The sequence below is a fragment of the Halomonas sp. HMF6819 genome, from assembly GCF_044335525.1.
GTDB lineage: Bacteria > Pseudomonadota > Gammaproteobacteria > Pseudomonadales > Halomonadaceae > Vreelandella.
Window position 1 is genome coordinate 298,871 of record NZ_JBIQVY010000004.1, and the last position, 26,089, is coordinate 324,959.

The following is a 26,089-nucleotide window of genomic DNA, read 5'->3' on the forward strand; positions in this document are numbered from 1 at the left end:
AAGCGCTTATTTCACTAGTAAAGGCACTTTTTCATGACTGGATTCGATTTGATCATCCGTAACGGAACCGTGGTCACCGCAAGCGATACCATGCGCTGTGATGTGGGGATTCGAAACGGCAAGATAGTGGCTTTAGCGGAGTCGTTGGATTCGGCCGAGCGCGAAATCGATGCGACCGGTTTGCTGGTCATGCCAGGCGGTATCGACAGCCACGTTCATCTGGCTCAACCGACAAGTGATGGCAGCGTCATGGCGGACGATTTCGAGTCTGGAACCCGTTCGGCGGCCTGTGGTGGTAATACGACGGTCATCGCCTTCTCGCTTCAAGAGCGGGGAGCATCACTGCTTGAGTCGGTCAAGGCGCACCATCAGCGTGCGGCGGACAAGTGCTATATCGACTATGCGCTGCACGCCATCATTACCGACCCGACCGTTCAGGCGCTCGAGCAGGATTTACCCCAAGTAGTTCAAGAGGGAGTCTCGTCGGTCAAGATTTTCATGACTTACCAGGATATGGCGTTGAACGATGCCGAGATATTCAAGGTCATGGAGGCAACGCGGCGTGAAGGTGCGCTGACCATGGTTCACGCGGAGAATTTCGACGCGATCCAACAGATGACCGAGCGTCTTGAAAAAGCTGGCCAGAACGGCCCGCGCGGCCATGCCGAATCTCGACCTATCGTGGTCGAACGCGAAGCGACCCATCGCGCGATCAGTTTTGCCGAGCTTGTGGATGTCCCTCTGTTCGTCGTTCACGTTTCCGGTGGGGATGTGATCGAGCAGATTGAGTGGGCCAAGCGTCGTGGCCTGCCCATCTACGCCGAAACGTGTCCGCAGTATCTCACGCTAACCGCAGACGATCTTGATAAAGCCAACATGGAAGGGAGCAAGTACGTATGCAGCCCGCCGCCCCGAGACAAGGCTAATCAAAAAGCTTGTTGGGATGCGCTATCCAGAGACGTTTTTTCGACTTTCACGTCAGATCACTGCCCGTTCATCTATGAAAGCGAGACCGGCAAAAAAAAGGCGGGCTCGGATGCCAGCTTCAAATATGTGCCCAACGGGATTCCCGGCGTTGAAACGCGTCTCCCAATACTCTTTGGCAAAGGTGTCAGCGAAGGGCGTATCAGCCTGAACCAATTTGTTGCCTTGTCGGCGACGAATCATGCCAAGGTGTATGGAATGTATCCCCGCAAGGGCACCATCGCCATCGGATCGGACGCTGATATTGCACTCTGGGATCCTGAGAAGCGCCTCACGCTCTCGCAATCCATGCTTAACCATAACTGTGACTACACACCTTACGAGGGCATGGAGCTGAAAGGCTATCCCGTCACCGTAATTTCTAATGGTGAGATAGTTGCAGAAAATGGCCGCCCGGTGGGTAGCGCTGGTAAAGGTACGTTTATCCCCCGAGGTGTATCGAGCCTGATTCCTGATCGAAGCAAATCCTGATGTTGGCAACATGGTCTGTGGCGCGAAGCGCTGACTCATTTAGTCTACGCTAAAGAGCGTTCAGCCCCGCCGGCCACGCGGCGGGGCGCTTGATTGGCAAGGATGTCCATGAGTGTTTCCTCCGCGGCAGCGCCGCATCGCATCGCTATCTTTCTCGGCGCCGCCCTGGCGTTTCTGACCACCATGATGGGCACCACGCTGCCTACGCCGCTCTACCCCATGTATCAGCAGACGATGGGCTTTTCTCAGCTGATGGTCACGGTGATTTTCGCCGTCTACGCGGCGGGGGTGATCGCGGCGCTGCTGATCGCCGGGCGCTGGTCGGATCAGTTGGGGCGGCGGCCGATGCTTTTGGCGGGGCTGGCGCTGTCGGCGATCAGCGATGTGGTCTTTTTGCAGGCTGACGGCGTGGGGGCGCTGCTGGCGGGGCGCGTGTTGTCCGGGCTGTCGGCGGGTATCTTCACCGCAACGGCTACGCTTGCGGTGATGGAGCTGGCCCCGCCGGGCTGGCAGCGCGCCGGCACGCTGGTGGCCACCGCTGCCAACATGGGCGGGCTGGGGCTCGGGCCCATGATGGCCGGGTCGCTGGCCGCCCTTTTCGCCGCGCCAATGGTCGTGCCGTTTGGCGCTCATTTCGTGCTGGTGCTGGTGGCCGTTGCCTGTATCTGGCGCGCGCCGGAAACGGCCGAGCGCCCGGCGCGGCCTCGGCTACGCGTGCAAAAGCCCGGCGTTCCGGCGGCGGTGCGTCCGGTGTTCATTCCGGCGGCCATCGCTGCCTTTGCCGGCTTCATGGTGTGCGGCTTCTATACCGCCGCTTCGCCGGCGTTTCTCGGCCAGGTGCTGGGCTATACCCATCCGGCATTGGTGGGTCTCGTGGCGGGGCTGGTGTTCATCGCCTCCACGGTGGGGCAAATGGTGCAGGGGCGCCTGCCCGAAACGTCGCGCCTGCCCAGCGGCTGCGCGGTGCTGCTGGCCGGCGTGCTGATCGTGGCCTGGGGCATGGTCGAGGAACAGCTCGCCGGGTTCATGCTGGGGGCGGTGGTCGCCGGCATCGGCCAGGGTATCGCCTTTCGCGCCGGGCTCGGCGCAGTCTCGGCGGCCAGCACCTCGAAGGATCGCTCGGCGGTGGTCTCCACCTTCTTCGTCATCGCTTACGTGGCGATCTCGCTGCCGGTGGTGGGCATCGGGCTCATGAGCAGCGTGGCCAGCCTGAAGACCACTGCGCTGACGTTCGACCTGGCCGTGGCGGCGCTTTGCTGCGTGTCGCTAGCGCTGCTGTATCGTCGCAAGCCGGCCTGAGACGTTGGCTGAAAAAGAAAGCAGCGTCTCGGAGCCAGCGGCTTATTCAACGTGGATCTCGCCTTTACCCACCCGCACCGCGCGGCCGCCGACTCTAATCAGATCGCCGTCCATGGCGGTTTCGATCACGCTGGGCCGGCCCATCTCCACGCCCTGATGAATCGTCCAACGGTGCGTACTGGTCAGGGTGGCCAAATAGCCGCTGAGCGCTGCCGCCGCACTCCCCGTGGCCGGGTCTTCACACAGGCTATCGTGCATCGAAAACATGCGGCTGCGAATCGTCGCCCCGGTGTTGTCTGAAGACCCTTGCACGTACAGATAGACCTGCTCGGCGCCGCTAGGTGTAATCATCGCTTTCCACTCGGCGGCGGCTATCTCGACGGCGCCCAGGGCGTCAACGTCGGCCAGCTCTACAAGATGAAATGCCAGCCCGCAGGAGGATATAACCGGCTCGCTCAGCACCTGGCTTGGTTCAAGGCCTAAAAGCGCGGCGGCGCTGGCGCGGCTTAGCGGGCCAGGGGTAACGCAGGCCGCACGAGCGGTAGTGAACGTGGCTTTTTTGTTTGAAAAGCGCACTGACAGCTCGCCTACTGGCGGTGCTAATACCAGCGTCTGCTCACGTTCGACCAAGCCAAGTTCGGCCAGCAGCTGGGCGGTGCCCACGGTGGGGTGGCCGGCAAAATCCAGCTCCTCGGTGGGCGTGAAAATACGCATCGGATAGTGCCCGGGTGCGGTAGCCGTACTCAAAAATACCGTTTCCGCCAGGTTCAGCTCGTGGGCAATTGCCTGCATGGTGCGCGTGTCGAGCGCGTCGGCCTCAAGAAACACCGCCAGCTGATTGCCGGCGAAGCGCGTATCGGTGAACACGTCGAGTAGATGGTAGGTCGCGGTTTTCATGGTGACTCCTTGGCGAGCGGGGTGAAAAACGAGTGGGGTGAAAATAGTGTCAGAAGCGCCGGCGGCTCTCCCGATGTACCTGGGCGCGGCTGATGCCGACATCCTTCAAAAGCCGGTCGTCGAGGGCCAGCAGCTGGCGGCGGCTGCGCCGTCGCTCGAAGTAGCGGTACAGGCGGGCGCGAAAGCGAGCAAGCGTGAAGCGGGGCATGGGCGTTCTCCAGTGGATGACCCCTTCAGATTACCCAGCGCAGTCGCCGCCATACAGATATAGAAATAACTGTTTCAACCATACAGATGGGTGTTATTTTAGCGCTGTACGGTCGTTTTGACGATCAACTGTAAGGTGCCAGCGAGGGAAGCGCCGTGACACGCTATGAACGAGTCGCCGCTGTATTGCGTGAGCGCATCGAGCACGGTCTTTATGGCCCGGGTGACCGCCTGCCCTCGATTCGCGCCGTGTGCCAGGAGATGGCGGTGGGAATCTCGACCGCCCAGGAAGCGTATCGCCAGCTGATGGACGCCGCACTCATCGAGTCGCGCCCCAAATCCGGCTACTTCGTACTGGCGGGGCACGCCCCCAGGGTACTGCCCTCGGTATCGCGCCCGGCCCAGCGGCCGGTGGACGTCTCCCAGTGGAATCAAGTGCTGGAGCTCGTGGCCACTCAAAATGAGGACGACTGTCTGCTGCTGGGCCGGGGTGTCCCCAATCTCGACTACGCCACGCTCAAGCCGCTGTCGAAAATTCTGGGCGGGCTGCATCGCACGACCGAACTCAGCGGTTTCAACTACGATAAACTCATCGGAAGTCTGGAGCTTCGCCAGCAGGTGGCCAAGCTGGCGGTCGCCTCCAACTGCCTGCTGCACCCGGACGATATTTTGATCACCACGGGCTGCCAGGAGGCGCTTTCCATCGCGCTTCGCACCCTGACCCAGCCCGGCGACGTGGTAGCGGTGGATTCCCCCAGCTTTTACGGCACTATGCAGATTCTTAAGGCCGGCAGCCTGAAAGCGCTCGAGATTCCCACCGACCCGCAAACCGGCATCAGCCTGGAAGCGCTGGAGCTGGCTCTGGAGCAGTGGCCGATTCGCGCGATACAGATCACTCCCACCTTCAACAACCCGCTGGGCTACACCATGCCCGCCGAGCGAAAGCGCGCGTTGGTACAGCTTGCTCAGCGCTTCGATGTGGCGATCATCGAGGACGATATCTACGGCGATCTGGCGTTTTCCCAGCCCCGCCCACCGACCGTGAAGTCTTTCGATACCGACGGCCGAGTGCTGCTGTGCAGCGGTTTTTCCAAGACCCTTTGTCCCGGGCTCCGAGTCGGTTGGCTGGCGCCGGGGCGCTACCGCGACCAAGCGCTGCACATGAAGTACGTTTCCACCGGCGCCTCGGCCACGCTGCCGCAGCTGGCGGTGGCGGCCTTTATCGCCAAAGGGCATTTCGATCGCCACCTGCGCTCGATCATCCGCCAGTATCAGCGCCAGCGCGACGTGATGATTGACTGGGTACAGCGCTACTTTCCGGCAGGCACCGGCATCAGCTACCCCCAAGGCGGCTTTCTGCTCTGGGTGGAGCTGCCCGCCGCGGTGGACTGCGTGCGCCTCAACGAGTGCCTGGTCGAGCACCATTTGCACGTGGCCCCGGGGTCGCTGTTTTCCGCCTCCGGCAAGTTTCGTCAGTGTTTGCGGCTGAACTACGCCTTTACCCTGACGCCGGCTATCGAAGCGGCGGTGCGTACGGTGGGGGCGTTGGCGAAGGTGATGGTGGACGAGATGCGGGCGCCACCGGGCTGAGGGAGCCTTTAGGCGATGCAAATGAATGATTGATATCATCATGTGTTGACGCATTGGAAGTCGGCAATAGCCGGCGCTTTTTTAGCACGCTACAGGAGAAAGCCATGAAGTTACGCACGTTAAGCGGGTGGGTCGTTGTGGCCTTAGGCGTCGGCACCGTCAATGCGCAAGAGCCCCTTGATGAGGCAAACGTGTTACCCGATGACATCGCGGCCATGGTGAGCGATACCTGCGCGCCGCCGGTCGATGACGGGCGTCGTCTTTCGCCGGCGCACTACGCGGTGGAAGGCGACACGAGCGGGGATTTATGGCTCGCCGTGTGCATTGCCGGCGCCTATCAAACCAGCTATGAAGCGATCTATCAGGCTGAGGATACCGCGCCGCGCAAGCTGCTTTTCGCCCAGTGGCGCAATGGCAGCTGGACGGGGACCGATCTGCTTTATAACCCGAGCTACGACCCACACACCGGTGTGCTGACCGACCAGTACAAGGATCGCGGCGCCGGCGGCTGTGGCGGCGAGCGCACCTGGCAGTGGGAGAACGGCGATTTCCGCCTCATCGAGTATCGCGCGGCAGAGGCGTGCAGCGAAGAGAACCTCGAACTTCCCATCATCTTCGAAGCCGAGTGAGGAACACCGTTCTATCGATGAGCGTAAGTCGATGAGAGTAAGGTGCAAGCCGCACGGTGCAAGCCGGAGGGCTTGATGTACCCCCTTGCGTAAAACGGTAAACTCCTTGTTTTTTAGAATCTGCTTAACAAGGAGAAACGTTGAAAAAACTACCTGTCGTCACTCGACTCTACGCATGGGGTGGAGTGATCCTCTTTAGCTGGATGCTGTATCTGTACGTTCATGAACATCATCCGTCGGCGGAAGGCCTAGCGCGGACGAGCTTTCTGGGGTGGCGATTCGACACGGGAGCGTTACTGACTCTCGTTACGTGCGTTTTTATCGCGACCCTGCTGATGGGAGTAGTGGCCTACTTCATCGAAAAACGATTGGGTCGCATTTGGGGCAGATTTCTTGCGGTGATTCCTGTAGCGGGTATCGGGCTGGCCGCGTACTACAGCCCCTATGCCCTGGAGGAGAGATCGCCGTATGTACCTCATTTTGCCAAGAACTCCCCAAAATCAATGACCATTTCAAAAATCTCGTCGAGTTTTCTATAGGGCGTATTTACCGCCCGCGCCAAGCGCGTTAAAGAGGCGCTTGAGGGCCGCTCGTCCAAGGGGAATAAGGTCGTCAGGCTCTCGAAGTTTTCGCTGCTTTTCCATTTCTGAAAAACGGCTTTGAACGTCTGGCGCTACAGGCACGGCGGCTTTATTGCCAGAATGCGCTCTCCACTCCAAAGGAGAACGACATGGCAGCTTACTATCTTTGTGCGCGTATTCGGGCGACCGACCCCGAGCGGTTGAGCGAGACCCGGGAGAGGCTTTCCCAGCTGGAGGCGGTGACGCAAACGGAGCCCGCCTGCCATCAGTTTCAGGTGCTGGAAGACACGGCGCGAGCGGGGGATTTTCTGCTCTGGGAGTGTTGGGAAGGCAAGGCGGGGCTCAATGCTCACTATGACGCCCCGCACACCCAGGCGCTGCTGGCGGAAAAGCTCACCGAGATCGTCGAAATTACGGAGCTGGCCCCGCCGGGCGCTTAAAGCGTCAGGTTATCCGGGCGCACGTTCAGCTGCTCCAGGCGCTGTTCCAATAGCCCTGGAAAACGGGTGTACCAGGTCTGGTTGAGCGGCGAGGGGTGGGGCAGCGGGTGCAGGGTGAAGGTGCGCGACTCGCCCCGCGCATCTTCGAGCGTGACATCGATCGAGCTCGTAAAGCGCTCGTCGCTTTTCCAGAATGCTTCCAGCCGGTCGCGCTCCGCCTTCGGGCGGTCGATGCCGAACCATAAAAACGCTTCGCGCCCCAGGGTGATCAGGTGCTGGCCGTCCCAGCGCGAGATCAGCACCTCATTCATCACCTCATGAAAGTGGCGCTTGACCTTCATCGACCACGCCTTGTTGCCAACCGGCTTGTAAGGCACGGTGTTGATCCAGAAAAAGTGCTCGCCCACCGCTTGCGAGGCCTCGAAATCCGGCAGCTCGTCGCCGTAAAGGTGGCGGTAGAGCGCCTTTCTCACCAGCTGGCCGCCGGCGCCGATGAAGGGTGCCTGATAGCGGACTTCCTCCCGGCCCGGGTCGCGGCCGAAAAAGCCGATGCGCAGATTAGCTTTGCCAAGGCCGATGATCGGCTCCAGCGGGTCGCGCTCGAAGCGCGCGTACACATCGAGATCGATTCCATCGATCTCGGCGGCAAGCGCTCTAAAGCGCTCGCGCTGCTTGGCGGTCAGCGGCATCCTTGCCTCCTTTCAAACGGCGTCTTGAATCAGAACCGTATCAGACGAACCACTCCTGAGCGGTGCGCCAGACGCACATGCCCACGAAGTAGATCGAGGCCACGGCCAGGCCCAAAAGCGCCCAGCCAGCGTGCACGGGGCTTGTGAGAATCAGCGAGGTGGCACACACGCACCACATCAGCGTGACGGCGATATTGAACGGCATGAAGCGGCGCACCCGGAAGGGGTGGAGGAACTTCATTTTGGTGACGGTGAGAATGGCCAGGAAGATGATGGCCGCAAAGGTGAGCCAGGGCGTGAAATCGAGGATGAAAAAGTAGGCCGCCGCGATGTTCCACGCCGCCGGAAAGCCGACGAAGTAATTGTCCTGGCTTTTCATGTCGACGTTGCAAAAGCAGAACATCGACGACAGCAGGATGGTGAACACGGCCAAAAGCTCGAAGCCCGCCGGTAAATTGACGAAGTAGTAGATGAACAGCGCCGGGATGAACGCCCAGGTCAGGTAGTCGATGACCATATCGAGCGTGGAGCCGTCGAAGTGAGGCAGAATGGTTTTGACCTCGTACTTGCGCGCCAGGGTGCCGTCGAAGCCGTCGATCATCATCGCCGCGCCCAGCCACAAAAGGCAGGCCACCGGGTTATCGTCGATCAGGGCCAAAAGCGCCATGGTACCCAGCAGCACACCGCTGGCAGTGAGCACGTGCACACTCCAGGCCTTGTATCGTGAAGCGTGAGACGGTGGGTGTGAAGAGAGCGGTTGAGCCACGATAACCCCATTGGGAACGCCGGGTTCCCTTGCTGTATTGGTGTATAGACAAGCGTGCGAGACGCTACACTACTATAACAGGTCACGTGGCGTAAGCAGTCAGCCAAGCTCCTTTCAGCATGGCCGCTCCCGCGCGAATCCGCTAGCCGGGCGTGCGCTCTTTGGCGTGAGCGTGCCCCGCTGCTCCTTTTGGGTCCTTTGGCAAGACCTGCCTTTCGGCTTTTGAATGCTTTAGATCGAGCCACGCGGTCGTAAGCCAACGCCCGGCGCGAAGAATCGCGTCTTCGTTCGCGCCGGCGTAACCCAGCACCAATCCGGCGCGCATAGGGGCCTTCAGGTAATAGCGCGAAAGCGGTGACAGCGTCACGCCGGCCTGGCTTGCTTTTGCCATCAGCGCCTCCTCCTCGGCAACGGATTCGAGCTCGGCGACCAGGTGCATGCCTGCGTGGCCCGAAGAGAGCGTCAGCCCCTCGGCCACCGCCGGGGCCAGCGCCCGGCGCAGGCAGGCCTGACGCTGGCGGTAGCTGGTGCGCATGCGCGCGATATGGCGGGAAAAATCTCCGCGCAGGATGAACTCCGCTAGCGCCGCCTGAATGGGGTAGTGGCCTTCGCGGTGTAGCCTGGCTTGAGCCAGGCGAAAAGAGGGCGCCAGCGCCTCGGGCAGCACGATATAGCCCAGTCTTAGCGCGGGGTAGAGCACCTTGCTGAAGGTGCCGATATAGATCACCCGCGCCTGATTGCCGGGGCCTGCCGCCAGCCCTTGCAGCGACGGCGCCGGCGGAATGTCGTAGCGAAACTCGCTGTCGTAGTCGTCCTCGATCACCCAGGCGCCGTGCGCCGCCGCCTGCTCCAAAAGCGCCAGGCGCCTGGGGACCGGCATGGTGACCCCGCTTGGGTACTGGTGCGACGGGGTGACGTAGATCAGCGTCGGTGAGGCGCTCCGCGCCGGGCGGCGTGCCGGATTGATGCCCTCGTCGTCCACGGGCACGGGCACCACGTCGAGCCCTGCGGCCAGAAAGCTGGTCTGGGCGCCGCCGTAGCCTGGCTCCTCCATCCACACGCTGTCACCGCGGTCGGTCAGAAGCTGTGCGGCCAGCTCGAAGGCCTGCTGCGCGCCCTGGGTGATCACGATCTGCTCCGGGCGGCAACGCACTGCCCGTGACAGCGTTAGGTAATCGCACAGCGCTTCCCGTAGCGCCAAAAGCCCGCCTTGGGTCTGGTAGGCGAGCCACTGCTCTTCGGCATGGCGGTAGTGGCGGCGCAGCAGACGCTGCCACTGGGCATGAGGAAAGAGATCCAGCCCCGGCACGCCGGGGGCGAACGCCAAGTGGCGCTCGCTCAGCGTGCCGCAACGCTCCAGCAGCGCCTCGCCGCGGGCGGAAACGCGCCCCGGCGCCGCCATCGGCGCGGCGGGCAGTGATTTGAAAGGCGAAAGGTCGGCAACGAAAAGTCCGGCGCCTTGTTTCGGTTCCACCAGCCCTTCGGCGATCAGCCGCTCGGTGGCAGCCAGCACCGTGTTGCGGCCAAGCGATAGCTCGACGGCCAAACGTCGTGACGAGGGCAGCCGGCTGCCGGCGGAGAGCTCGCCACGCTGAATCCAATCGCGAAGCAGCTGGTAAAGCTGGCGAGCCAGCGGCGTGTTGGTACGCGGCGCCAGGCGCAGCGCCAGGGCGTCGATGATCCAGTCCGTCGAAGTCGGGCGTTGGGTCACTGGTTCCCTCGCAACGGTGAAAAGTGGCTCTTATGTGGGAGCCACTATAGCGCGAGACTGAGTGGCCCGATACGAGATCAAAACGCGTTCAATGGAGCCAGCGATGCACACGAGAGCCGCCGTACTCAACGACCTGCCCACCCTGACGGCCCTGCTGGACGGCTACCGCCAGTTCTACGGCCAACAAAGCGATGTGGCCGCCGCCCGCCACTTTCTCGAGCAGCGCTTCGGGCTGGGGGATTCGTTTATTCTGGTCAGCGAAGACGATAAAGGCGACATGACCGGTTTCGTGCAGCTTTATCCCGGGCTCTCCACCGTGGGGCTCAACAGCCGCTGGACGCTGAACGACCTGTTCGTGGCGCCCCAGGCGCGGGGCCAAGGCGCCGGGCGCGAGCTGATGAACGCGGCAAGCGCGCTTGCCCGCGAGCACGGCGTGCCACGGCTGGTGCTGATGACCCAGGTAGAGAACAGCGCCGCTCAGCGGCTCTACGAGTCATTGGGATGGCAGCGCAACACCGCGTTTTATAGTTATTTGTTGGATGTCGCATAGCTGGATATGGCATGACTGGATGTAACATGGCCGGATGTAACATGGCCGGATATCGCATCGTCAGATATCGAATAAAGGAGCAACCGGATGTCTTCCACCCCTTCCGCGGTTCTCGCGTTTCCACAGGCGGCGCCTGATGCCATGGCGCAAGCGATGTACGACAAACTTTGCCATCACACCGACGCCTGGGATTTGGCCCAGGACCTAGCCGCCGGTGTGGAGGCGATCGTGGTGATCGACACGCGAAGCCAGGCGCACTACCGGACGGGCCATATACCCGGCGCGGTGAGCCTGCCACACCGTGAGATGACGCCCGCGCGGCTTGCCACCCTGGACCCCGAAAAGGTGTACGTCACCTACTGCGACGGCATCGGCTGCAACGGCTCGACCAAAGGGGCGTGGAAACTCGCCCAGGCGGGCTTCAAGGTGAAGGAGCTGCTGGGCGGGCTGGATTTCTGGCGCCGGGACGAACACCCGGTGCAGACGGGAGACGAGCGCGGCTCGCTTTCAGGCGAGGCCCGCTCACTCTGCGGCTGCTAGTTCACCTTCCATTTGATCAAACCCGGCATCGCGCCGGGTTTGATCGTAGGGCCAGGTTAAGCCTTAAGCCTCGCTTAGCTTGCGCGCGCGGTGCAGGTTCTCGATCGTATTCAGGCAGGCGCTGGCGGCTTCACGGCCCTTGGTCACGAAGTGATCGAAGTAGAAGTCGTGATGGGTCGTGTGCTCATGGAAGTGGTGCGGTGTCAGCACCACCGACAAAATCGGCACGCCGGTGTCGAGCTGGACGCGCATCATGCCGTCGATCACCGCGTGGGCGACGAAGTCGTGGCGGTAGATGCCGCCGTCGACCACAAAACCCGCGCCAACGATGGCACCAAAGCGCCCACTCTCGGCCAGCACCTTGGCCTGTAGCGGAATTTCATAAGCGCCGGAAACGGTAAAGACATCGACCTGGTCAGCGCTGAGGCCGTTTTTCTCTACTTCCTCGATGAAGGCGCTGTACGCCTGGCCGACGATGTCGCCGTGCCAGTGGCCCTGAATGAAGGCGATACGCTGGGAGGTGGTATGGCGGGAAAGCTCTAACGGAAAGGTCTGATTCATGGTCATTCTCACGATAATGGGTGCCAGAATCAGGGCATGCGGCGCGGCGCCATGCACGCGCGGGGTTGCCCAATGCGCGTGCGACACGGCCGTTCTCTTTCATCCGGACTATCACCGTCGGCTTCGGAGTCTCACCGAATCTGCTGACCTCCAGCTACCTGGAGCGCTCGCGGGCTCGTGCCGTCAAAGGCCATCACCGCCGGTGGGGACTTTCACCCCGCCCTGAGAACATTGACTGACGAAGCGCAACGCTTCTGTCAGCCCGGTTATCTTACGTGGCCTGGCGAAAGACCGCTAGAGGGCGTGTCGCTGGCCGCCCACAGGATTTGGGCCTCCAGGCCGTGAGGCGAGCGGTTTTCCAGTACCAGCGTGGCCTGCTGGCGCTTGGCCAACTCGGTGACGATGGATAACCCCAGGCCGCTACCGGTCGTGCTCTGGTCGGCGGCGCGCCGAAAGCGTTCGGTTACCTTGCCCAGCAGCGCCTCGGGCAGGCCCGGGCCGGTATCGCGCACGAACAGTTTGGCCGACGTGCCTTTGCGCGCCAGCACGATATCGATGCGCCCGCCTTCCGGGGTGTAGCGAATGGCGTTATCCAGCAAGTTGCGAAACAGGATGCCGACATTGATCTCGTCGGCCATGACGTCAAGCCGGTTCAGGCCTGTCAGCGTCAGCGTTTGATGCCGCGCATGAGCCAGTGGCCACATCTCTGCTACTAACTCGGCGACGACGGGATAAACGTCGATAGTGGTAGGGCATGTCGACGAGGACTGATCCAGACGTGCCAGCACCAGCAGCTGTTCGACGACGCGCTGAAGGCGCTCCACGCCAGTGTAGGCCTTGCCAAGCGAGAGGGTCTCACCTGCCTGGGCATTATCGAGATGGATTCGCAGGGCGGCCAGGGGCGTACGCATTTCGTGGGCGGCGTCGGCGGTAAAGCGCCGTTCGCGCTCAAGCGTTTTTTCGAGCCGGTCGATAAAGCCGTTCAGGGATTGGTAGAGTTCGTCGAGTTCATCAGGCACGGCGCCGTCCAGTCGGCGCAGATCGTTGGCGCCGCGGCTTTTGACCTGGGCGGAGAGCGTGGTGATGGGCGCAAGCCCCCGGCGTATGATACGGCCCATCAACCAGAGCAGCAGCGGTAAAAGCAGCAGCAGGGGAATCAGGTTATTCCACGTTATGCGCTCGACTAACGCGGTATGGAAGCGGCTGCGTAGCCCCATGCTGATCCAGCGATCGCTTCGAACATCGAACATGCTGAAAACGCGCCAGCGTTTGCCATCGAACGTCTCCCAGCGAAACCCCTCTTGCTGGGGGGCGGGAAACGGGCCGGAGCTGTTCCAGGGGCCGCCCAGTAACACGGGCGCGCGCTGTTGATCCCAAAAGCCTAGTACGAGCTTGCGCTCCTCTTCGTGGTAGAGCCTGGCGGGAACGCCGTCACGGTTGTTGGGGGCGGCGGGGGGCAATGGCTGGCCGTTACGATAGACCAGCGCAGGGTCACCTGGCAGGCTCATGTACGCGGCCAGTTGTAAGAGATCATCCTGGGTCGGCTGACGGGAAAGCTGGCCGGCAACGAGGCGGCTATGAATGCTGAGCTGGGTATCCAGGATTTCTTCCAGCTCGTGGTCGGTGATCAGGTAAGCCGCTAGGGCGGCGAGACTGATGGCGGCGATGATCGTCAGCGCCAGCGTACGAATGAGATAGCGACGAATGGATCTCATGCGGCGCTACTGTCGAGGCGGTAACCGATGCCGCGAATGTTGACGATCAGGGGTTTGGAAAGCTTCTTGCGCAAATGGTAGATATGCACCTCCACCGCGTTGGATTCGACCTCTTCGCCCCAGCCGTAAAGAAGGTTTTCCAACCGCGGGCGCGACATGACCTTGTCAGCATGGCGCGCCAGCTCCAGCAGCAGAGCAAATTCGCGGCGGCCCAACTTGATCTCTTCGCCTTGCCAGTGCAGACGATGATTGGCTTCATCGAGACACAGCCCCCCGATGCTAAGAAGTTGCGATGCCCGCCCCTCCGAGCGGCGCGTGATGACTCGTAGTCGTGCCAGAAGCTCTTTCAAGTCAAACGGCTTGAGCACGTAGTCATCCGCCCCGGCATCCAGACCCAGAATGCGATCTTCGATGGCGTCGCGCGCCGTCAGAATCAAAACCGGCAGCGTCGAACGCTGGCGCAGCATTTGTAACACCTGTATGCCATCCATATCCGGCAATCCCAAATCCAGAATGACCGTGCTAAAGGCCTCCTGATGCGCCGCGGCGAGCGCCTCGCGTCCTTTCAGGAACCACTCAACGGTATATCCCTCACGTTCGAGAGCCGTCTTGATGCCATCCCCCAGCAACGGGTCGTCTTCGATCAGCAGCGCGCGCATGGCAAACCTCGGGTAATCACGAATAGCCCGTAGTGTGACGACCAATACTTAAGCTTTTCTTAATTGGCGCGCTTTGCTGACGTGCTCGCACCGTGTCGTCGAGTCGAGCGCTTCATTCTTTTTTAAGTCAGCAGGAGCAGACTCAGCCAGGCAGGCGAGGGTAGAGCGTTGCCTGCGTTTAAAGACCTGCCACTGACGCGCTGTCGTTATTCATCGGAGACTGTCACGTGCTGCTATCACGCATTAGAACGAACCCTTTTTTGAAAACCCAAGCGCGTCGAGTGGAGAAGCGTTTCAAACAACTGCTTCTGCTGGCGTTACAGCGAATGATCCGGGTCGCGCCGATAGAAAAAATTGAAGATATCGCAGAGATCAACACCATCCTGCTGATCCGTCCCAACTTCCGGCTTGGCAATACGCTCATGAGTGCGCCCGTCATTGATGCTTTTCGCGAGCGCTTTCCCGAGGCGACCATCGATTATCTGACAACGGACTCGGCGCTGCCCTTGCTGAAACACCGCCCGGCGGATCATTTTTACATGCTGTCAAGAAAGGCGATTCTGCGTCCCTGGCAAGCCGTTGCTCTGCTGCGGCGCCTGCGCGCAAAACGCTACGACCTCGCCGTTCAAGTGAGCGGCGGCTCGACGACAGGGCTGGTGGTCACCCAGTTGATCAAGGCGCGCTACACGATGGGAGCGCGAAAGCGTCACGCGCGCTGGTACAGCCTGGAAACGCAAGGACGCGCCTTGCACAACTATGACGCCATCGTCGATCTAACGCGCCCATTGGGCGTGGCCTGTCGTAACCGCCCGCTGCTCGAGCTAACGCCGCGGGAGCGTTTAGAGGGTGAGGCCAGGCTGGCCGCGATGTGGACGGCGCAACGCCCAACCGCGCAGGGCCCTGTGGCCATCTTCGTCGGTGGACATGCGGACAAGCGCTGGCCGCTCTCCTTTTGGAAAGAACTTCTGGCTGCGCTGGAGGCGAGCCAGATTCATCACGTCGTTTTCCTGGGGCCGGAGGAGTTTCGCCTGTCACGCCCGCTGCAGGAGCAACTATCGACATCACGCTACGCCGCGCTTTGCCAGCCGCTACCCGTTCGGCAATTTGCCTCGGTACTCAGTGGTGCCCGTCTGCTGGTCACGCCGGATTCCGGGCCCATGCACCTGGCCGCCGCCCTTGGCATTCCAGCCGTTTCGCTAATTCGACAACGCTGCTCCCTGGCGTTCGTGCCGCGTGAGCCTTTCGACATAATGCTGTGGCAGCCCAGCGTTTTGCAGGTCATTACCGCCATTCACGCCTCGATGGGCCAAGGGCACGCCAAGGCGGCGTGACCGCTGGCAACGATGCGACGAGACCAGATAAAGAGAGGGCACTGAACATGAAAGCCAACGTTTTATCCAACGCTTACCCGTGTGCCGATAGCGGTACTTTTTGGCCGGCAGGCGGGCGCATTCTCGGTGTTATGGCCGCATTTTTATTGGCCCTGCCCTGGCTTTTGGCCTTGGGAGACGTGGAAGCGTGGTTGGCGCTCGCGGGTGTTGCCGCCGGCGGGGCCGCGCAGTGGCTTGGCAAAGCCACAATGACGTTTACGGACGCCAGTACGTGCATGGATGCCTCGTTTCTGACGCATTTGGAGGCCCTAGGCGCGGCGTGCGTGGGCACTTTACTACTGCTTTATGTACTGGCGTAAGAAAAGCCGGTGGGGAAGCGGTTTACGCCTTGCCACCGGGTCAATTCGCAGCGAGTGCTGTCAGGAAGGATGAGCGCATATGCTCGACCCGCCGTGCTCGGGGGCTATAACGGTGTTGTCGCCTTTTGACGGCAACACCGCCAGCGTTCAGAAAGCAGTAGGGGCGGCGCAGATATTGACCCACTCACCACGAACCAGCTCCGCCAGGCGTGACGGGGCGATACGTACCGCACTGTTCGGCGAGCCCGCCGCCGGCAGCACCTCATCAAAGCGCTTGAGCGAATCATCGCAGTAAACCGGCAGATCAGTGGCCAGACCAAAGGGGCAGACGCCGCCTACCGGGTGGCTGGTCAGTTCCATCACCGTTGCCTCGTCGAGCATTTTTGCCTTGCCGTCGAAGCGCTCGCGAATCTTTGTGTTATCCAGGCGCACGTCGCCAGCGGCGACCACCAGGAAGGGCTGCTCGCCCACCTTCAGCGCCAGCGTTTTGGCGATCTGGCCAGGCTCGACGCCGTGGGCCTTCGCGGCAAGCTCGACGGTCGCGGTGCTCTGTTCGAGTTCGATGATTTCCAGGTCCGGGGCGTGCTCGGCCAGAAACCCGCGCGCGGTATCAATGCTCATAAAACGGCTCCTTGTCGTGAACCGCTTCAGATTAACGCGCTTTTCTGATCTCAGCCAATTCGGGGCGGGATGACGATGTTTCACGGCTCACGGCGTCGTCGCTGCGCTCTTTCTCGATGCTCTTTCTCTATGCTCTTTCTTTATGCCCTGTCGCTTTAACGGTCTGCGCGGTTACAGCGCCAATTGTTAAAAAAGATGAACTCAATGTTTAGGGTTGAATGGGAGTTGTAATATTAGAAAGCCCAAAGGAAGCATTAGGGGTGGTCAAGGGGAGAGGGAAATAATCCCCCTTAATTAAATTAGAAAAGCAGGAGTATCCATGCTCTTGCAGCGAGGCTCGCACGCATGAACCGTGTACTTGGTAATTTATCCGTCAAAACTGGATTAACGTTAGTGTTAGCGATCTTTGCGCTGCTGATCGCGCTGATCGCATTTCTGGGGTATCGAGCGGGAGAGGAGGGTAAAACGTCGCTTGCCATGGTCGACCGTTCGGCCGATCAAATGCGGGCGGTCAATTTAGTGCGATTGGCGGTAGCGGACGCTCAGTTTTTCTACCTGAATAGCTACGTTGCATTGAGCGAGGGCAATGGCTCGGTCGCGCGCGATTACCTGGCGAAAGCGCAGGAGAAGCAAACCCAGTCCCAGAACATATTTTCGAATTTCGATACGGTGAATATTCAAACGCCGCTCATGGGCACGCTAGCGACCAATTTCCAGAGTCTGGTCGAGCAGGGGTTGTCGGCTCAGCAATCGTTACTATCGGCGGGCGATCTGCAGGGATTTCGTAACGCCAGAGCCGCTGGCAGCGATTTGAATCAGCGCTTTATCGAATCGGCCTCTGCCTACAACGACTACATGTCCGAACGGAATAGTCAGGAAGTAGCCGAGTTTGAAAGCGTCATGCAGCGCCAAGGCTATATCTATATCGCCGTGTTGGCGTTGGCCGCGCTCATCGTCTTTTTGGTACGTACCGCCATGGTGAGCGCCATCGTCAAACCGCTGAATGGTGCCGTCGGGCACTTCGAGCGAATCGCGCAGAACGATCTCTCGGGCACGGTCGATAACCGCGGCCGTAATGAAATCGGCAAGCTCTTTAGCGCCATGCAGCACATGCAGAGTAACCTGGCCCAAACGGTGTCGGCGGTTCGCGATAGTAGCGGTTCGATCCATACCGGAGCGCGGGAAATTGCCAGCGGCAACGTGGATCTCTCCTCGCGTACCGAGCAGCAGGCATCGTCTCTTCAGGAAACCGCCACCAGCATGGAGCAGTTGACCGCGACCGTTAAGCAAAACGCCGATAACGCTCGTCAGGCAAGCAAGCTCGCCAGCGACGCCTCGCGCATCGCTGGTAGCGGCGGTGAGGTGGTCGATCAGGTCACGACCACCATGCAGGGGATCTCCCAAAGCTCACAAAAAGTGTCGGACATCATTGCCGTTATCGATTCGATCGCCTTTCAGACCAATATCCTGGCGCTCAACGCCTCGGTGGAAGCGGCGCGCGCTGGCGAGCAGGGGCGCGGCTTTGCGGTGGTGGCCAGCGAAGTGCGCAATCTGGCCAGCCGAAGCGCCGATGCAGCCAAGGAGATCAAGGCGCTGATCGAGGCCTCGAGCGCTCAGGTGAAAGAGGGCTCGATACTGGTGGAAAACGCCGGCGAAACCATGCGCGAGGTGGTAGCCTCGGTGCGTCGCGTGAACGACATCATGGACGAAATTTCGGCGGCCTCCCAGGAGCAGAGCGCGGGCATCGAGCAGGTCAACCAGGCGGTCGCTCAGATGGATGAAGTGACTCAGCAAAACGCCGCGCTGGTACAGGAGGCCTCCTCGGCGGCAAGCTCGCTGGAAGAGCAGGCGGCGCGGCTGGAAAGCGTCGTCTCGGTCTTTCGCTTGGCACAGGGAGAGCGCCTTTCCCAGCCGGCCTTGCTCGAGTCGCCGAAGCCTTCGTTCCAACCAAGGCTTGCGCGCCCGGCCACACCTGCCCCGGTGACGGCTAGCGCTAACGCCAGTTGGGAAGCGTTCTAGGCGTCTCTAATCAGTTGCGATGCCGTTCATGCCGACGCCCCCTTTCGCGAGGGGGCGTCATTTAACAAAGCGCTTGCGTCTTTTAGCCGATCCAGGGCGGGGTAACGATTTTCGCCGGCTCGCGCTGCATGATGATCTCGCCGTGGCGCACCGAGAGCAGCACGTCGCCCTGATTGCGCAGCACGCTGTAGTCGTCTTCGCCGTCCAGTACGTTGAAGCTTGCCGGTTTGCCCACCTCGATGCCGTAGCGATCTTCGATATTGAGCGTGCGGGCGCTGTTGTCGGTCACCAGTGACAGCGCCTTGCTGAAATCCTTGTAGCCCATCATCTGGCAGATGTGCAGGCCGAAATCGAGGGTGCGCAAAAGCTTGCCGTTACCCAGCGAATACCAGGGGTCGAAGATCGAGTCCTCGGCGAAGCAGACGTTGATCCCCGCCGCGTCGAGCTCCTTGACCCGCGTGACGCCACGGCGCTTGGGATAGGTGTCGAAGCGCCCCTGCAAGTGAATACTTTCAGTGGGGCAGGCAATGAAATTGATGTTCGACTGCTTGAGCAGCCGGAAAAGCTTGGAGCAGTAAGCGTTGTCGTAGGAGTGCATGGCCACGGTGTGGCTGGCGGTAACGCGGGCGCCCAGGTCGTTGAACAGCGCCTCGCAGGCCAGCACTTCGAGAAAGCGCGAGTTGGGGTCGTCGATCTCGTCGCAGTGCACGTCCACCAGCCGGTCGTACTTCATGGCAAGCTCGATCACCCGCTTCATCGAGGCCACGCCAAGCTCGCGGGTGTACTCGAAGTGGGGGATGCCGCCCACCGCGTCGGCGCCGATCTCCAGCGCCTCTTCCATCAGCCGGTCGCCGCCCGGGTAGGAGAGCAGGCCGTCCTGGGGGAAGGCGACCACCTGAATGTCGATCTTGTCCTTGAACTCGTCGCGCAGCGCGCACAGCGTCTTGAGGCCGACCAGGCTCGGGTCGCTGGTGTCCGCGTGAGTGCGCACGAACTGCACGCCGTTACCGATCAGCAGGTTGAGCGTTTTGATGACGCGCTCGCGGATGTCTGCTTCCGACAGCATCGGCTTGCGCTCACCCCAGCGCTCGATGCCCTCGAACAGCGTGCCGCTCTCGTTCCAGGCGGGTTCGCCGGCGGTCAGCGCCGCGTCCAAATGGATGTGCGGCTCGATGAACGGCGCGCAGGCAAGCTTGCCACCGGCGTCGAACTGATCGGCCGAGGCGTCAATGGGGCCGGTCTGGGTCTCGATGGCGGTGAACACGCCGTTGTCGATCTTGAGCTCGAAAAGCTCGGGGCGTTGGCGCAGGCGGGCGTTGACGATATGCATTCAGTGGCTCACAGAGTGTTCGGCAGAAGAGGAGAGGCGGTCGGCCGGTACCGGTTGGCCCACGCGCAGCAGCAGGGCATAGCTTAGCGCGGCCACCAGCACGCCGACCAGCGGTGGCAGCAGCGGCGAGAAGTAGGCCGCCGCGGCGCCAATGGCGTAAGCAGTGAGGCCGCGATGATCGAAAGCGGGCAGGTTGGCATCAATCAGGGCCGGGTAGCGGCCCCGGTGTTTGAGCCAGAAATCCGCCATGATCACCCCGCCCATCGGCGGAATGAAGGTGCCCAGCAGCACCAGAAACGGAATCAGGTAGTTGTACATGCCGCCGACTGCCAGCACGGTGCCAATCGCCGCGCCCGCCACGGTCACCGTGCGCCGCCGGTCGGTGCGGATCAAATTGCACCCGGCCACGGCGAAGTTGTAAATGGTGTTGTCCTGGGTGGTCCAGATATTGAGAAACAGCATCAGCACCGCAATCGACACGAACCCCTGGGCGATCAGCACGTCGACGATGTCCCCCTGCTGGTAGATCATCGCGCCGAGCGCGCCGGTCAGTACCATCAATCCGTTGCCGACCATGAAGGCCGCAAGCGTCGCAATCACCGCGATGCGCGGGCTTTTAGCGAAGCGGCTCCAGTTGGTGGCCTGGGTGCCGCCGCTGATGAAGGTGCCGATGATGACCGTCACGGCGGCGGCCACGTTCATGCTCTCGGTGGGCGCCAGCCGGGCGAGCCCTGCGGTGCCGCCGACATCGACCAGCCCCGTGACCAAGCTCAGCAAGATGAAGAGCATCATGGCCGGGACGGCGAAGCGCGACAGCCAGTCCATGCCGCGATAGCCGATCATCGCGGTGATGCAGAAACCGAACCCGAAAAGCACCATTAAGGGGATTTCCATCCACGTTTGCATCCCGGTGGTGCGTACCAGCACCACGGCGATGGTGGCGGTGCCCCAGGCGTACCAGCCGATCTGAGTGAAGCCGAGGATGAAATCCGACAACTTGCTACCCTTTTCGCCGAAGCAGAAGCGCCCCATGAGCACGGCGTTGAGCCCGCTCTTGCAGGCAATGTAGCCAAGCGCGGCGGCGTAGGCGCCGAGCAGCAGATTGCCCAGCAGCACGATCCACAAAAGCTTGCCGATGGGAAAGGCCTGACCCAGCGAGCCGCCCGCCCACATGGTCGCGGTGAAGAAGGTGAACCCCAGTAATACGACGGACGTAGAGAGGAGTCCCTTGCGGGCGCTGGCGGGCACCTCGCTCAGCGGGTAGTCGGACGTTTGCATGCTCAAGGCCTCGTGACGGCGCATCGCGCGCGTTGCTGTAAACGCTTTAATAAAGCAATAAACAGGCCAGTTGAGCGTTTTCTAATAATCCGCAAGATGGCCGGTTCCGGTCGCACGGGGTGGGGCGGGGCAAAAAAACGCCCCCTCGCAGGGAGGGGGCGGGGTCGTTCAAGGCGCTGCGGCAGACCTGGCTATCAGGCCTCGGGCTCGGTGCCCAGCGCGCTCACCACTTCGTCGATCTGAAGCGAGAGGCTCTGCAGGCCGCCGCCGGAGAGATACCAAAGCGCCGGCGAAAGCACGGCGACCTCGGCATTGGCGGCGCCGGCCTCTTCGAGCTGCTGGCGCAGTTCGTCGGCGTCGAGCGGCTTTTGGCCGATGGCGGCGCTGCGGTCGATGACCAGCACGCGCTCCGGGTCGATCTCGGCGATCGCCTCTGGCGAGAGGCGTGTGAAGCTGCGCTCGCCGAAGGTTTCGGTCTCGACGCTTTCCGGCATTTCCTGCTTCTCGACGCCCAGTACGTCATGAATGACCGGGTGCTCGTTGAGCGAGTAGTTGCCGTCGTTGTGAGTCACGACCAGTGTGCGCGGGGCATCCGCGAGCGCTTCGCGCTGGGTCTCGATTTCATTGTGCAGCGTTTCGAGAGCGTCTTCGGCCTCGCTCTCAAGGCCTGCATGTTCGGCCAACGTGCGCACGTTATCATCAAACGCCGCGAGGTAGTCGTCGCCGGTCAGGCCCGCATCGAACAGCGGCGCGATCGCCTCTAACGCTTCCTTGTGCTCGTTTTGGCGGCCGGTATAAACGATCAGCGTTGGCTCGCTCTCGGCCAGCGCGTCGAGATCCGGCGTTTTCAGACCGCCGAGATCGGCGTAGTCGCCCTCTTCCAGGCTCGATAGATAGTTGGGCGTGGCCTGTTTGGGATAGCCGACCACCTGATCGCTTGCGCCCAGCGCGACCAGCGTATCCAGGCTTCCCAGATCGAACAGCGCGAAGCGCTCTTCGGCGTGGGCACCGGCGCTTAAGGCCAGAAGTGAGGAAGTGACGAGCACTGATTTCATACCGTTTTTCTTCATGCCATTCCTTTGTGAGAAAATGTTTTATATGAGATTTATTATCATATTAGTAATAGTTAGGCTTTGTCACTTTTTTTAAAACATCAGTTTTTAAAATATGAGTTTTTAGAACATTAGCTTTTAAAACATGAGTTTTTTAAAACGGTGGCTCTCGAAAAGAGCGGCAGCGATCGTCAGAAAAATTGATATGTTATATTATATTTATTTAACGCAGTGCTTGCCGTCATAACGACTGCAGCCGCAACAGAGCAGGGAGAACCCAGGTGGCATCGGTACTTTTCGAACATATCGAAGCGCTTCACGGCGAGCGCGAGTGGGGCGACTTTCTGGATGCCGGCACAGGCGTCAACTCGATCAACTGGGTGAGTGGGCTCGACACAACGCGCTGGACGGCGGTGACCGGCGCCGGCGGCATGGCCCAAAGCGTCGAGCGCGCCGTTCAGGGCAAAAAGCGTGAGCAGGACCGGCTGGTGCTGGGCAACTGGCAAGACCCGCGCTTTCTCGCCGATGAGCGCTTCGACACCGTGCTGGCGGACTACCTGCTCGGCGCCATCGACGGCTTCGCCCCTTACTGGCAGGACGAACTTTTCCCGCGGCTCTGCGCGCTAACCAAAAAGCGGCTGTACCTGGTCGGTCTCGAGCCCTACGTGCCGTTCGATGCCACCACCGCGTCGGGCAAACTGGTGGTGGAGATCGGTCGGCTGCGCGACGCCTGCCTGCTGATGGCCGGCGAGCGCACCTACCGCGAGTACCCGAGCGCCTGGGTCGAACGCCAGCTCGACCGGGCGGGCTTCGAGGTCGTCGAGACCAAGCGCTTCCCGATCCGCTACGGCAAGAAGTTCGTCGAGGGCCAGATGAAAATGTGCCGCCAGCGCATGGCGACCATCGCCGACCGCTACCTGGCCCAGGCGATGCTCAAGCACGTCGAGGATCTGGAGCGCCGGGCGCTTGCGCACATCGAGATCGACGGCGGGCTCAGCCACGGCGCGGACTACGTGATGGTGGCCGAGCCGAAAAAAAGCGCCCCGCAGGGCGCTTGAAGCGTTTCACGTTTAGCCTGCGGCCTTGAAGGGGTTGCGCGGATCGTTGTCCCAGGCCAAAAAGTCCTTGCCGGTTTCCTGGGGCACCATGGTGATGCAGTTCTCCACCGGGCAGGTGATCTGGCAGAGATTGCAGCCCACGCACTCCTCGTCAATCACTTCATAGCGCCGTCCGCCGTCTTCCTCACTGAGCTTGGCGATCGACTGGTGCGAGGTGTCCTCGCAGGCGATATAGCAGCGCCCGCACTCGATGCACAGGTCCTGATCGATATGGGCGATGGTCTTGAAGTTGATGTCCAGGTGTTTCCAGTCGGTGGTCTGCGGGATCGCCTTGCGCGAGAACGCCTCGATCGACGCATGGCCTTTCTCCGCCATCCAGCGCGACAGCCCGTCCTTCATCTCCTCGACGATGCGAAAGCCGTTGAGCATCGCCGCGGTGCAGACCTGAACGCTGCCCGCGCCCAGCGCGATGAACTCCGCCGCGTCGCGCCAGCTCGAGATACCGCCGATGCCGGAAATGGGCAGCGTCGGGGTGGCCGGGTCGCGGGCGATCTCGGCCACCATGTTCATGGCGATGGGCTTGACGGCGCTGCCGCAGTAGCCGCCGTGGGTACTCTGGTGGCCCACGGTGGGCTTGGCGACCATGTTGTCCAGATCGATGCTGGTGATCGAGTTGATGGTGTTGATCAGCGACACCGCATCGGCGCCGCCGCGAAGTGCGGCCTGAGCGCCCACGCGAATATCGGTGATGTTGGGCGTCAGCTTCACGATCACGGGCCTGGAGTAGTACTTCTTGCACCAGGCGGTAACCTGCTCGATGAGCTCAGGGTTCTGGCCCACCGCCGCGCCCATGCCGCGCTCCGGCATGCCGTGGGGGCAGCCAAGGTTCAGCTCGATGCCGTCGGCGCCGGTGGCCTCGACCCGCGGCAGAATGTAGGCCCAGGATTCTTCCACGCAGGGCACCATGATCGAGACGATCAGCGCCCGGTCGGGCCAGTCCTTCTTCACCTGGGTGATTTCCGCCAGGTTCACCTCCAGCGAGCGGTCGGTGATCAGCTCGATGTTGTTGAAGCCGATGACCTCGCGGTGCTTGCCGTAGTGGGCGGAGTAGCGCGACGAGACGTTCACCGCCGGCGGCTCCTCGCCAAGGGTCTTCCAGACCACGCCGCCCCAGCCGGCTTCAAACGCGCGTACCACGTTGTAGGCCTTGTCGGTAGGCGGCGCCGAGGCGAGCCAGAAGGGGTTGGGCGCCTTGATGCCGGCAAAGTTGACCGACAGGTCGACGCCATTGACGACGCTGTCGCCGCTGTTGGCTTTATCGGGGAAAGGGAGTGTGTTCATGCGGCCTCCTGACGCGCGATCAGCGCCTGGTGAATGGCGTGGGCGGCAAGCTTGCCGTGCTGCACGGCCTGCACGGTCAGATCCTGCCCCGGCACCACGCAGTCGCCCCCGGCGTAGACGCCGGCCATCGAGGTCTGAAAGTGGTCGTCGATGCGGATGCGCTCGCCGTCGCGGGCAAGCTCCGACGCGGTGGCGTCTGCAAGGCTCTGGCTCTCTAAGCCCTGACCGATGGCCTTGAAGATGGCGTCCGCCGGGATATCGACGTGTTCCCCAGTCAGCGCCAGGCCGCCTTCCTCGGCGCGGGTTCTGGCGAAGCGCATGCCCGACACGCGCCCCTGATCGTCGAGCAGCACTTGATCCGGCTGCGCCCAGGTCAGCATGCGCACGCCGTTGGCCTTGGCGATCTCCTGCTCGTGGTGGGTAGCGGACATCGCCTCGACGCCGCGTCGGTAGACCAGCGTGACCTCTGTGGCACCCAAGCGCGCCATTTGGGTGGCCATGTCGATCGCCGTGTTGCCGGCACCGATCACGATGCAGCGCCGGGCGACGGGCAGCTGCCCCAGATCGTTGGTCTGGCGCAGCAGCTTGATGTAGTCGACGGCGGCGAGCGACCCCGTGGCGTCTTCGTCACTGAGCATCAGCGCCCGGCTGGCGCCGAGGCCCAGGCCCAGAAACACGCTGTCGAAGCGCTGGTTCAGCGCATCAAGCGTGACGTTCTCGCCCAGGCGCTGGCCGTACTCGATGTCGATGCCGCCAACCTCGAGCAGAAACTCCACCTCACGACGGGCGAAGTCGTCGGTCATCTTGTAGCGGGCGATGCCGTACTCGTTGAGCCCGCCGGCCTTCTGTTCGGCCTCGAAAATGGTCACCCGATGGCCCAGCAGCGCGAGCCGGTGTGCGCAGGAGAGCCCGGCGGGACCGGCGCCCACCACCGCGATATGGCGCCCGGTGCTGGCAGCCCGCTTGAACGGGTGGCCGTCAAACTGCATGTGATCGGTGGCGTGGCGCTGCAAGAGGCCGATGAGCACCGGCTGGCACTCGGCATCGTGATTACGCACGCAGCTTTGCTCGCAGAGAATTTCGGTGGGGCACACCCGGGCGCAGCTGCCGCCCAGGATGTTGGCCTCCAGAATCGTGGTGGCCGCGCCGTTGATGTTGCCCTCATTGATCTGGCGAATGAAGCTCGGCACGTCGATATCCGACGGGCACGCCTCGACGCAGGGCGCATCGAAGCAGTAGAGGCAGCGCTGGCTCTCGATGATCGCCTGGCGCTGGGTGAGCGGTGGATGAAGGTCGCTGAAGTTGCCGCTAAGCGTCGGGCCGTCGTAGGTGCCGACCTCTTGCGCGCTGGGCAGGTAGTCGAGTGGATGGGTCACGGTCATTTCTCCCGATACGTGTGTATCGCTGTTGT

26 protein-coding genes and 1 riboswitch are annotated in these 26,089 nt (G+C 61.7%); of the genes, 12 read left to right on the forward strand and 14 right to left on the reverse strand.

The window, feature by feature from the left end:
- The first annotated feature begins 33 nt into the window (after positions 1–33).
- Positions 34–1,455 carry a dihydropyrimidinase gene (gene hydA, locus ACGLWX_RS13700; protein WP_396240456.1) on the forward strand — a complete coding sequence of 474 codons (1,422 nt, stop codon included), beginning with the start codon at positions 34–36 and terminating at the stop codon, positions 1,453–1,455.
- Between the two features lie 108 nt (positions 1,456–1,563).
- Positions 1,564–2,754: an MFS transporter gene (locus ACGLWX_RS13705; protein WP_396240458.1), complete on the forward strand. Its 1,191-nt coding sequence runs from the start codon at positions 1,564–1,566 to the stop codon at positions 2,752–2,754.
- A 42-nt stretch (positions 2,755–2,796) separates the two neighbouring features.
- Here ACGLWX_RS13705 and ACGLWX_RS13710 read toward each other — a convergent pair whose 3' ends face one another.
- Positions 2,797–3,651, reverse strand: coding sequence for a PhzF family phenazine biosynthesis protein (locus tag ACGLWX_RS13710; RefSeq protein WP_396240460.1), 855 nt, complete (start codon positions 3,649–3,651; stop codon positions 2,797–2,799).
- Between the two features lie 49 nt (positions 3,652–3,700).
- Positions 3,701–3,859, reverse strand: coding sequence for a DUF1127 domain-containing protein (locus tag ACGLWX_RS13715; RefSeq protein ID WP_396240462.1), 159 nt, complete (start codon positions 3,857–3,859; stop codon positions 3,701–3,703).
- Positions 3,860–4,014: 155 nt separating this feature from the next.
- Between ACGLWX_RS13715 and ACGLWX_RS13720 the strand changes: the two genes are divergently transcribed.
- The 4 genes from ACGLWX_RS13720 (at position 4,015) to ACGLWX_RS13735 (ending at position 7,098) form a co-directional block, all read left to right on the forward strand.
- Positions 4,015–5,448, forward strand: coding sequence for a PLP-dependent aminotransferase family protein (locus tag ACGLWX_RS13720; protein WP_396240464.1), 1,434 nt, complete (start codon positions 4,015–4,017; stop codon positions 5,446–5,448).
- Between the two features lie 104 nt (positions 5,449–5,552).
- Positions 5,553–6,077 (forward strand): DUF1176 domain-containing protein, encoded by a 525-nt coding sequence (locus ACGLWX_RS13725; protein WP_396240466.1) that lies wholly within the window; start codon positions 5,553–5,555, stop codon positions 6,075–6,077.
- Positions 6,078–6,217: 140 nt separating this feature from the next.
- Positions 6,218–6,616 (forward strand): hypothetical protein, encoded by a 399-nt coding sequence (locus tag ACGLWX_RS13730; protein WP_396240468.1) that lies wholly within the window; start codon positions 6,218–6,220, stop codon positions 6,614–6,616.
- A gap of 191 nt (positions 6,617–6,807) precedes the next feature.
- Positions 6,808–7,098, forward strand: coding sequence for a putative quinol monooxygenase (locus tag ACGLWX_RS13735; protein WP_396240469.1), 291 nt, complete (start codon positions 6,808–6,810; stop codon positions 7,096–7,098).
- On the opposite strand, the gene ACGLWX_RS13740 is transcribed toward ACGLWX_RS13735, so the two are convergent.
- The 3 genes from ACGLWX_RS13740 to ACGLWX_RS13750 all read right to left on the reverse strand — a co-directional run bounded on the left by ACGLWX_RS13740 (position 7,095) and on the right by ACGLWX_RS13750 (position 10,264).
- Positions 7,095–7,787 carry a uracil-DNA glycosylase family protein gene (locus ACGLWX_RS13740; RefSeq protein ID WP_396240470.1) on the reverse strand — a complete coding sequence of 231 codons (693 nt, stop codon included), beginning with the start codon at positions 7,785–7,787 and terminating at the stop codon, positions 7,095–7,097. The genes ACGLWX_RS13735 and ACGLWX_RS13740 overlap by 4 nt on opposite strands.
- 40 nt (positions 7,788–7,827) lie before the next feature.
- Complete coding sequence (gene pcsA, locus ACGLWX_RS13745; protein ID WP_396240472.1) at positions 7,828–8,553, reverse strand: phosphatidylcholine synthase; 726 nt, start codon at positions 8,551–8,553, stop codon at positions 7,828–7,830.
- A gap of 142 nt (positions 8,554–8,695) precedes the next feature.
- Positions 8,696–10,264: a PLP-dependent aminotransferase family protein gene (locus tag ACGLWX_RS13750; protein WP_396240474.1), complete on the reverse strand. Its 1,569-nt coding sequence runs from the start codon at positions 10,262–10,264 to the stop codon at positions 8,696–8,698.
- 103 nt (positions 10,265–10,367) lie between these two features.
- Between ACGLWX_RS13750 and ACGLWX_RS13755 the strand changes: the two genes are divergently transcribed.
- Both ACGLWX_RS13755 and ACGLWX_RS13760 read left to right on the forward strand, forming a co-directional pair.
- Positions 10,368–10,814: a GNAT family N-acetyltransferase gene (locus tag ACGLWX_RS13755; RefSeq protein WP_396240476.1), complete on the forward strand. Its 447-nt coding sequence runs from the start codon at positions 10,368–10,370 to the stop codon at positions 10,812–10,814.
- A gap of 87 nt (positions 10,815–10,901) precedes the next feature.
- Entirely contained in the window at positions 10,902–11,354 is a 453-nt protein-coding gene (locus ACGLWX_RS13760; RefSeq protein ID WP_396240478.1) for a rhodanese-like domain-containing protein, read from the forward strand.
- Between the two features lie 63 nt (positions 11,355–11,417).
- Here ACGLWX_RS13760 and ACGLWX_RS13765 read toward each other — a convergent pair whose 3' ends face one another.
- The 3 genes from ACGLWX_RS13765 to ACGLWX_RS13775 all read right to left on the reverse strand — a co-directional run bounded on the left by ACGLWX_RS13765 (position 11,418) and on the right by ACGLWX_RS13775 (position 14,289).
- Complete coding sequence (locus ACGLWX_RS13765) at positions 11,418–11,915, reverse strand: 6,7-dimethyl-8-ribityllumazine synthase (RefSeq protein WP_252106073.1); 498 nt, start codon at positions 11,913–11,915, stop codon at positions 11,418–11,420.
- 87 nt (positions 11,916–12,002) lie between these two features.
- Positions 12,003–12,149: riboswitch (FMN riboswitch) on the reverse strand.
- A 32-nt stretch (positions 12,150–12,181) separates the two neighbouring features.
- Positions 12,182–13,630 carry an ATP-binding protein gene (locus tag ACGLWX_RS13770; RefSeq protein ID WP_396240480.1) on the reverse strand — a complete coding sequence of 483 codons (1,449 nt, stop codon included), beginning with the start codon at positions 13,628–13,630 and terminating at the stop codon, positions 12,182–12,184.
- Entirely contained in the window at positions 13,627–14,289 is a 663-nt protein-coding gene (locus ACGLWX_RS13775) for a response regulator transcription factor (RefSeq protein ID WP_252106075.1), read from the reverse strand. Before ACGLWX_RS13775 ends, ACGLWX_RS13770 begins: the two co-directional genes overlap by 4 nt.
- 260 nt (positions 14,290–14,549) lie before the next feature.
- Between ACGLWX_RS13775 and ACGLWX_RS13780 the strand changes: the two genes are divergently transcribed.
- Both ACGLWX_RS13780 and ACGLWX_RS13785 read left to right on the forward strand, forming a co-directional pair.
- Positions 14,550–15,620, forward strand: a complete 1,071-nt coding sequence (locus ACGLWX_RS13780) for a glycosyltransferase family 9 protein (protein ID WP_396240481.1) — start codon at positions 14,550–14,552, stop codon at positions 15,618–15,620.
- A 47-nt stretch (positions 15,621–15,667) separates the two neighbouring features.
- A complete protein-coding gene (locus tag ACGLWX_RS13785; protein ID WP_396240483.1) occupies positions 15,668–15,979 on the forward strand; it encodes a hypothetical protein in 312 nt (103 codons plus the stop codon).
- Positions 15,980–16,126: 147 nt separating this feature from the next.
- On the opposite strand, the gene ACGLWX_RS13790 is transcribed toward ACGLWX_RS13785, so the two are convergent.
- Positions 16,127–16,600, reverse strand: a complete 474-nt coding sequence (locus tag ACGLWX_RS13790; RefSeq protein ID WP_396240485.1) for a YbaK/EbsC family protein — start codon at positions 16,598–16,600, stop codon at positions 16,127–16,129.
- Between the two features lie 345 nt (positions 16,601–16,945).
- Here ACGLWX_RS13790 and ACGLWX_RS13795 point away from each other — a divergent pair, with 345 nt between their 5' ends.
- The gene (locus tag ACGLWX_RS13795) at positions 16,946–18,619 is read left to right on the forward strand and encodes a methyl-accepting chemotaxis protein (protein ID WP_396240487.1); all 1,674 of its coding nucleotides are present in this window, start codon (positions 16,946–16,948) and stop codon (positions 18,617–18,619) included.
- Positions 18,620–18,701: 82 nt separating this feature from the next.
- On the opposite strand, the gene codA is transcribed toward ACGLWX_RS13795, so the two are convergent.
- The 3 genes from codA to ACGLWX_RS13810 form a co-directional block, all read right to left on the reverse strand.
- On the reverse strand, positions 18,702–19,949 hold the full coding sequence (gene codA / locus ACGLWX_RS13800; protein ID WP_396240489.1) for a cytosine deaminase: 1,248 nt from the start codon (positions 19,947–19,949) through the stop codon (positions 18,702–18,704).
- A complete protein-coding gene (gene codB / locus ACGLWX_RS13805) occupies positions 19,950–21,227 on the reverse strand; it encodes a cytosine permease (protein ID WP_396240491.1) in 1,278 nt (425 codons plus the stop codon).
- Positions 21,228–21,421: 194 nt separating this feature from the next.
- Positions 21,422–22,282, reverse strand: coding sequence for an ABC transporter substrate-binding protein (locus tag ACGLWX_RS13810; RefSeq protein ID WP_396240493.1), 861 nt, complete (start codon positions 22,280–22,282; stop codon positions 21,422–21,424).
- A gap of 278 nt (positions 22,283–22,560) precedes the next feature.
- Here ACGLWX_RS13810 and ACGLWX_RS13815 point away from each other — a divergent pair, with 278 nt between their 5' ends.
- Positions 22,561–23,337 carry a class I SAM-dependent methyltransferase gene (locus ACGLWX_RS13815; RefSeq protein WP_396240494.1) on the forward strand — a complete coding sequence of 259 codons (777 nt, stop codon included), beginning with the start codon at positions 22,561–22,563 and terminating at the stop codon, positions 23,335–23,337.
- Between the two features lie 12 nt (positions 23,338–23,349).
- On the opposite strand, the gene preA is transcribed toward ACGLWX_RS13815, so the two are convergent.
- Both preA and ACGLWX_RS13825 read right to left on the reverse strand, forming a co-directional pair.
- Positions 23,350–24,678 carry an NAD-dependent dihydropyrimidine dehydrogenase subunit PreA gene (gene preA, locus ACGLWX_RS13820; protein WP_396240496.1) on the reverse strand — a complete coding sequence of 443 codons (1,329 nt, stop codon included), beginning with the start codon at positions 24,676–24,678 and terminating at the stop codon, positions 23,350–23,352.
- Positions 24,675–26,054: an NAD(P)-dependent oxidoreductase gene (locus ACGLWX_RS13825; protein ID WP_396240498.1), complete on the reverse strand. Its 1,380-nt coding sequence runs from the start codon at positions 26,052–26,054 to the stop codon at positions 24,675–24,677. The genes preA and ACGLWX_RS13825 overlap by 4 nt, the downstream gene beginning before the upstream one ends.
- Positions 26,055–26,089 lie beyond the last annotated feature (35 nt).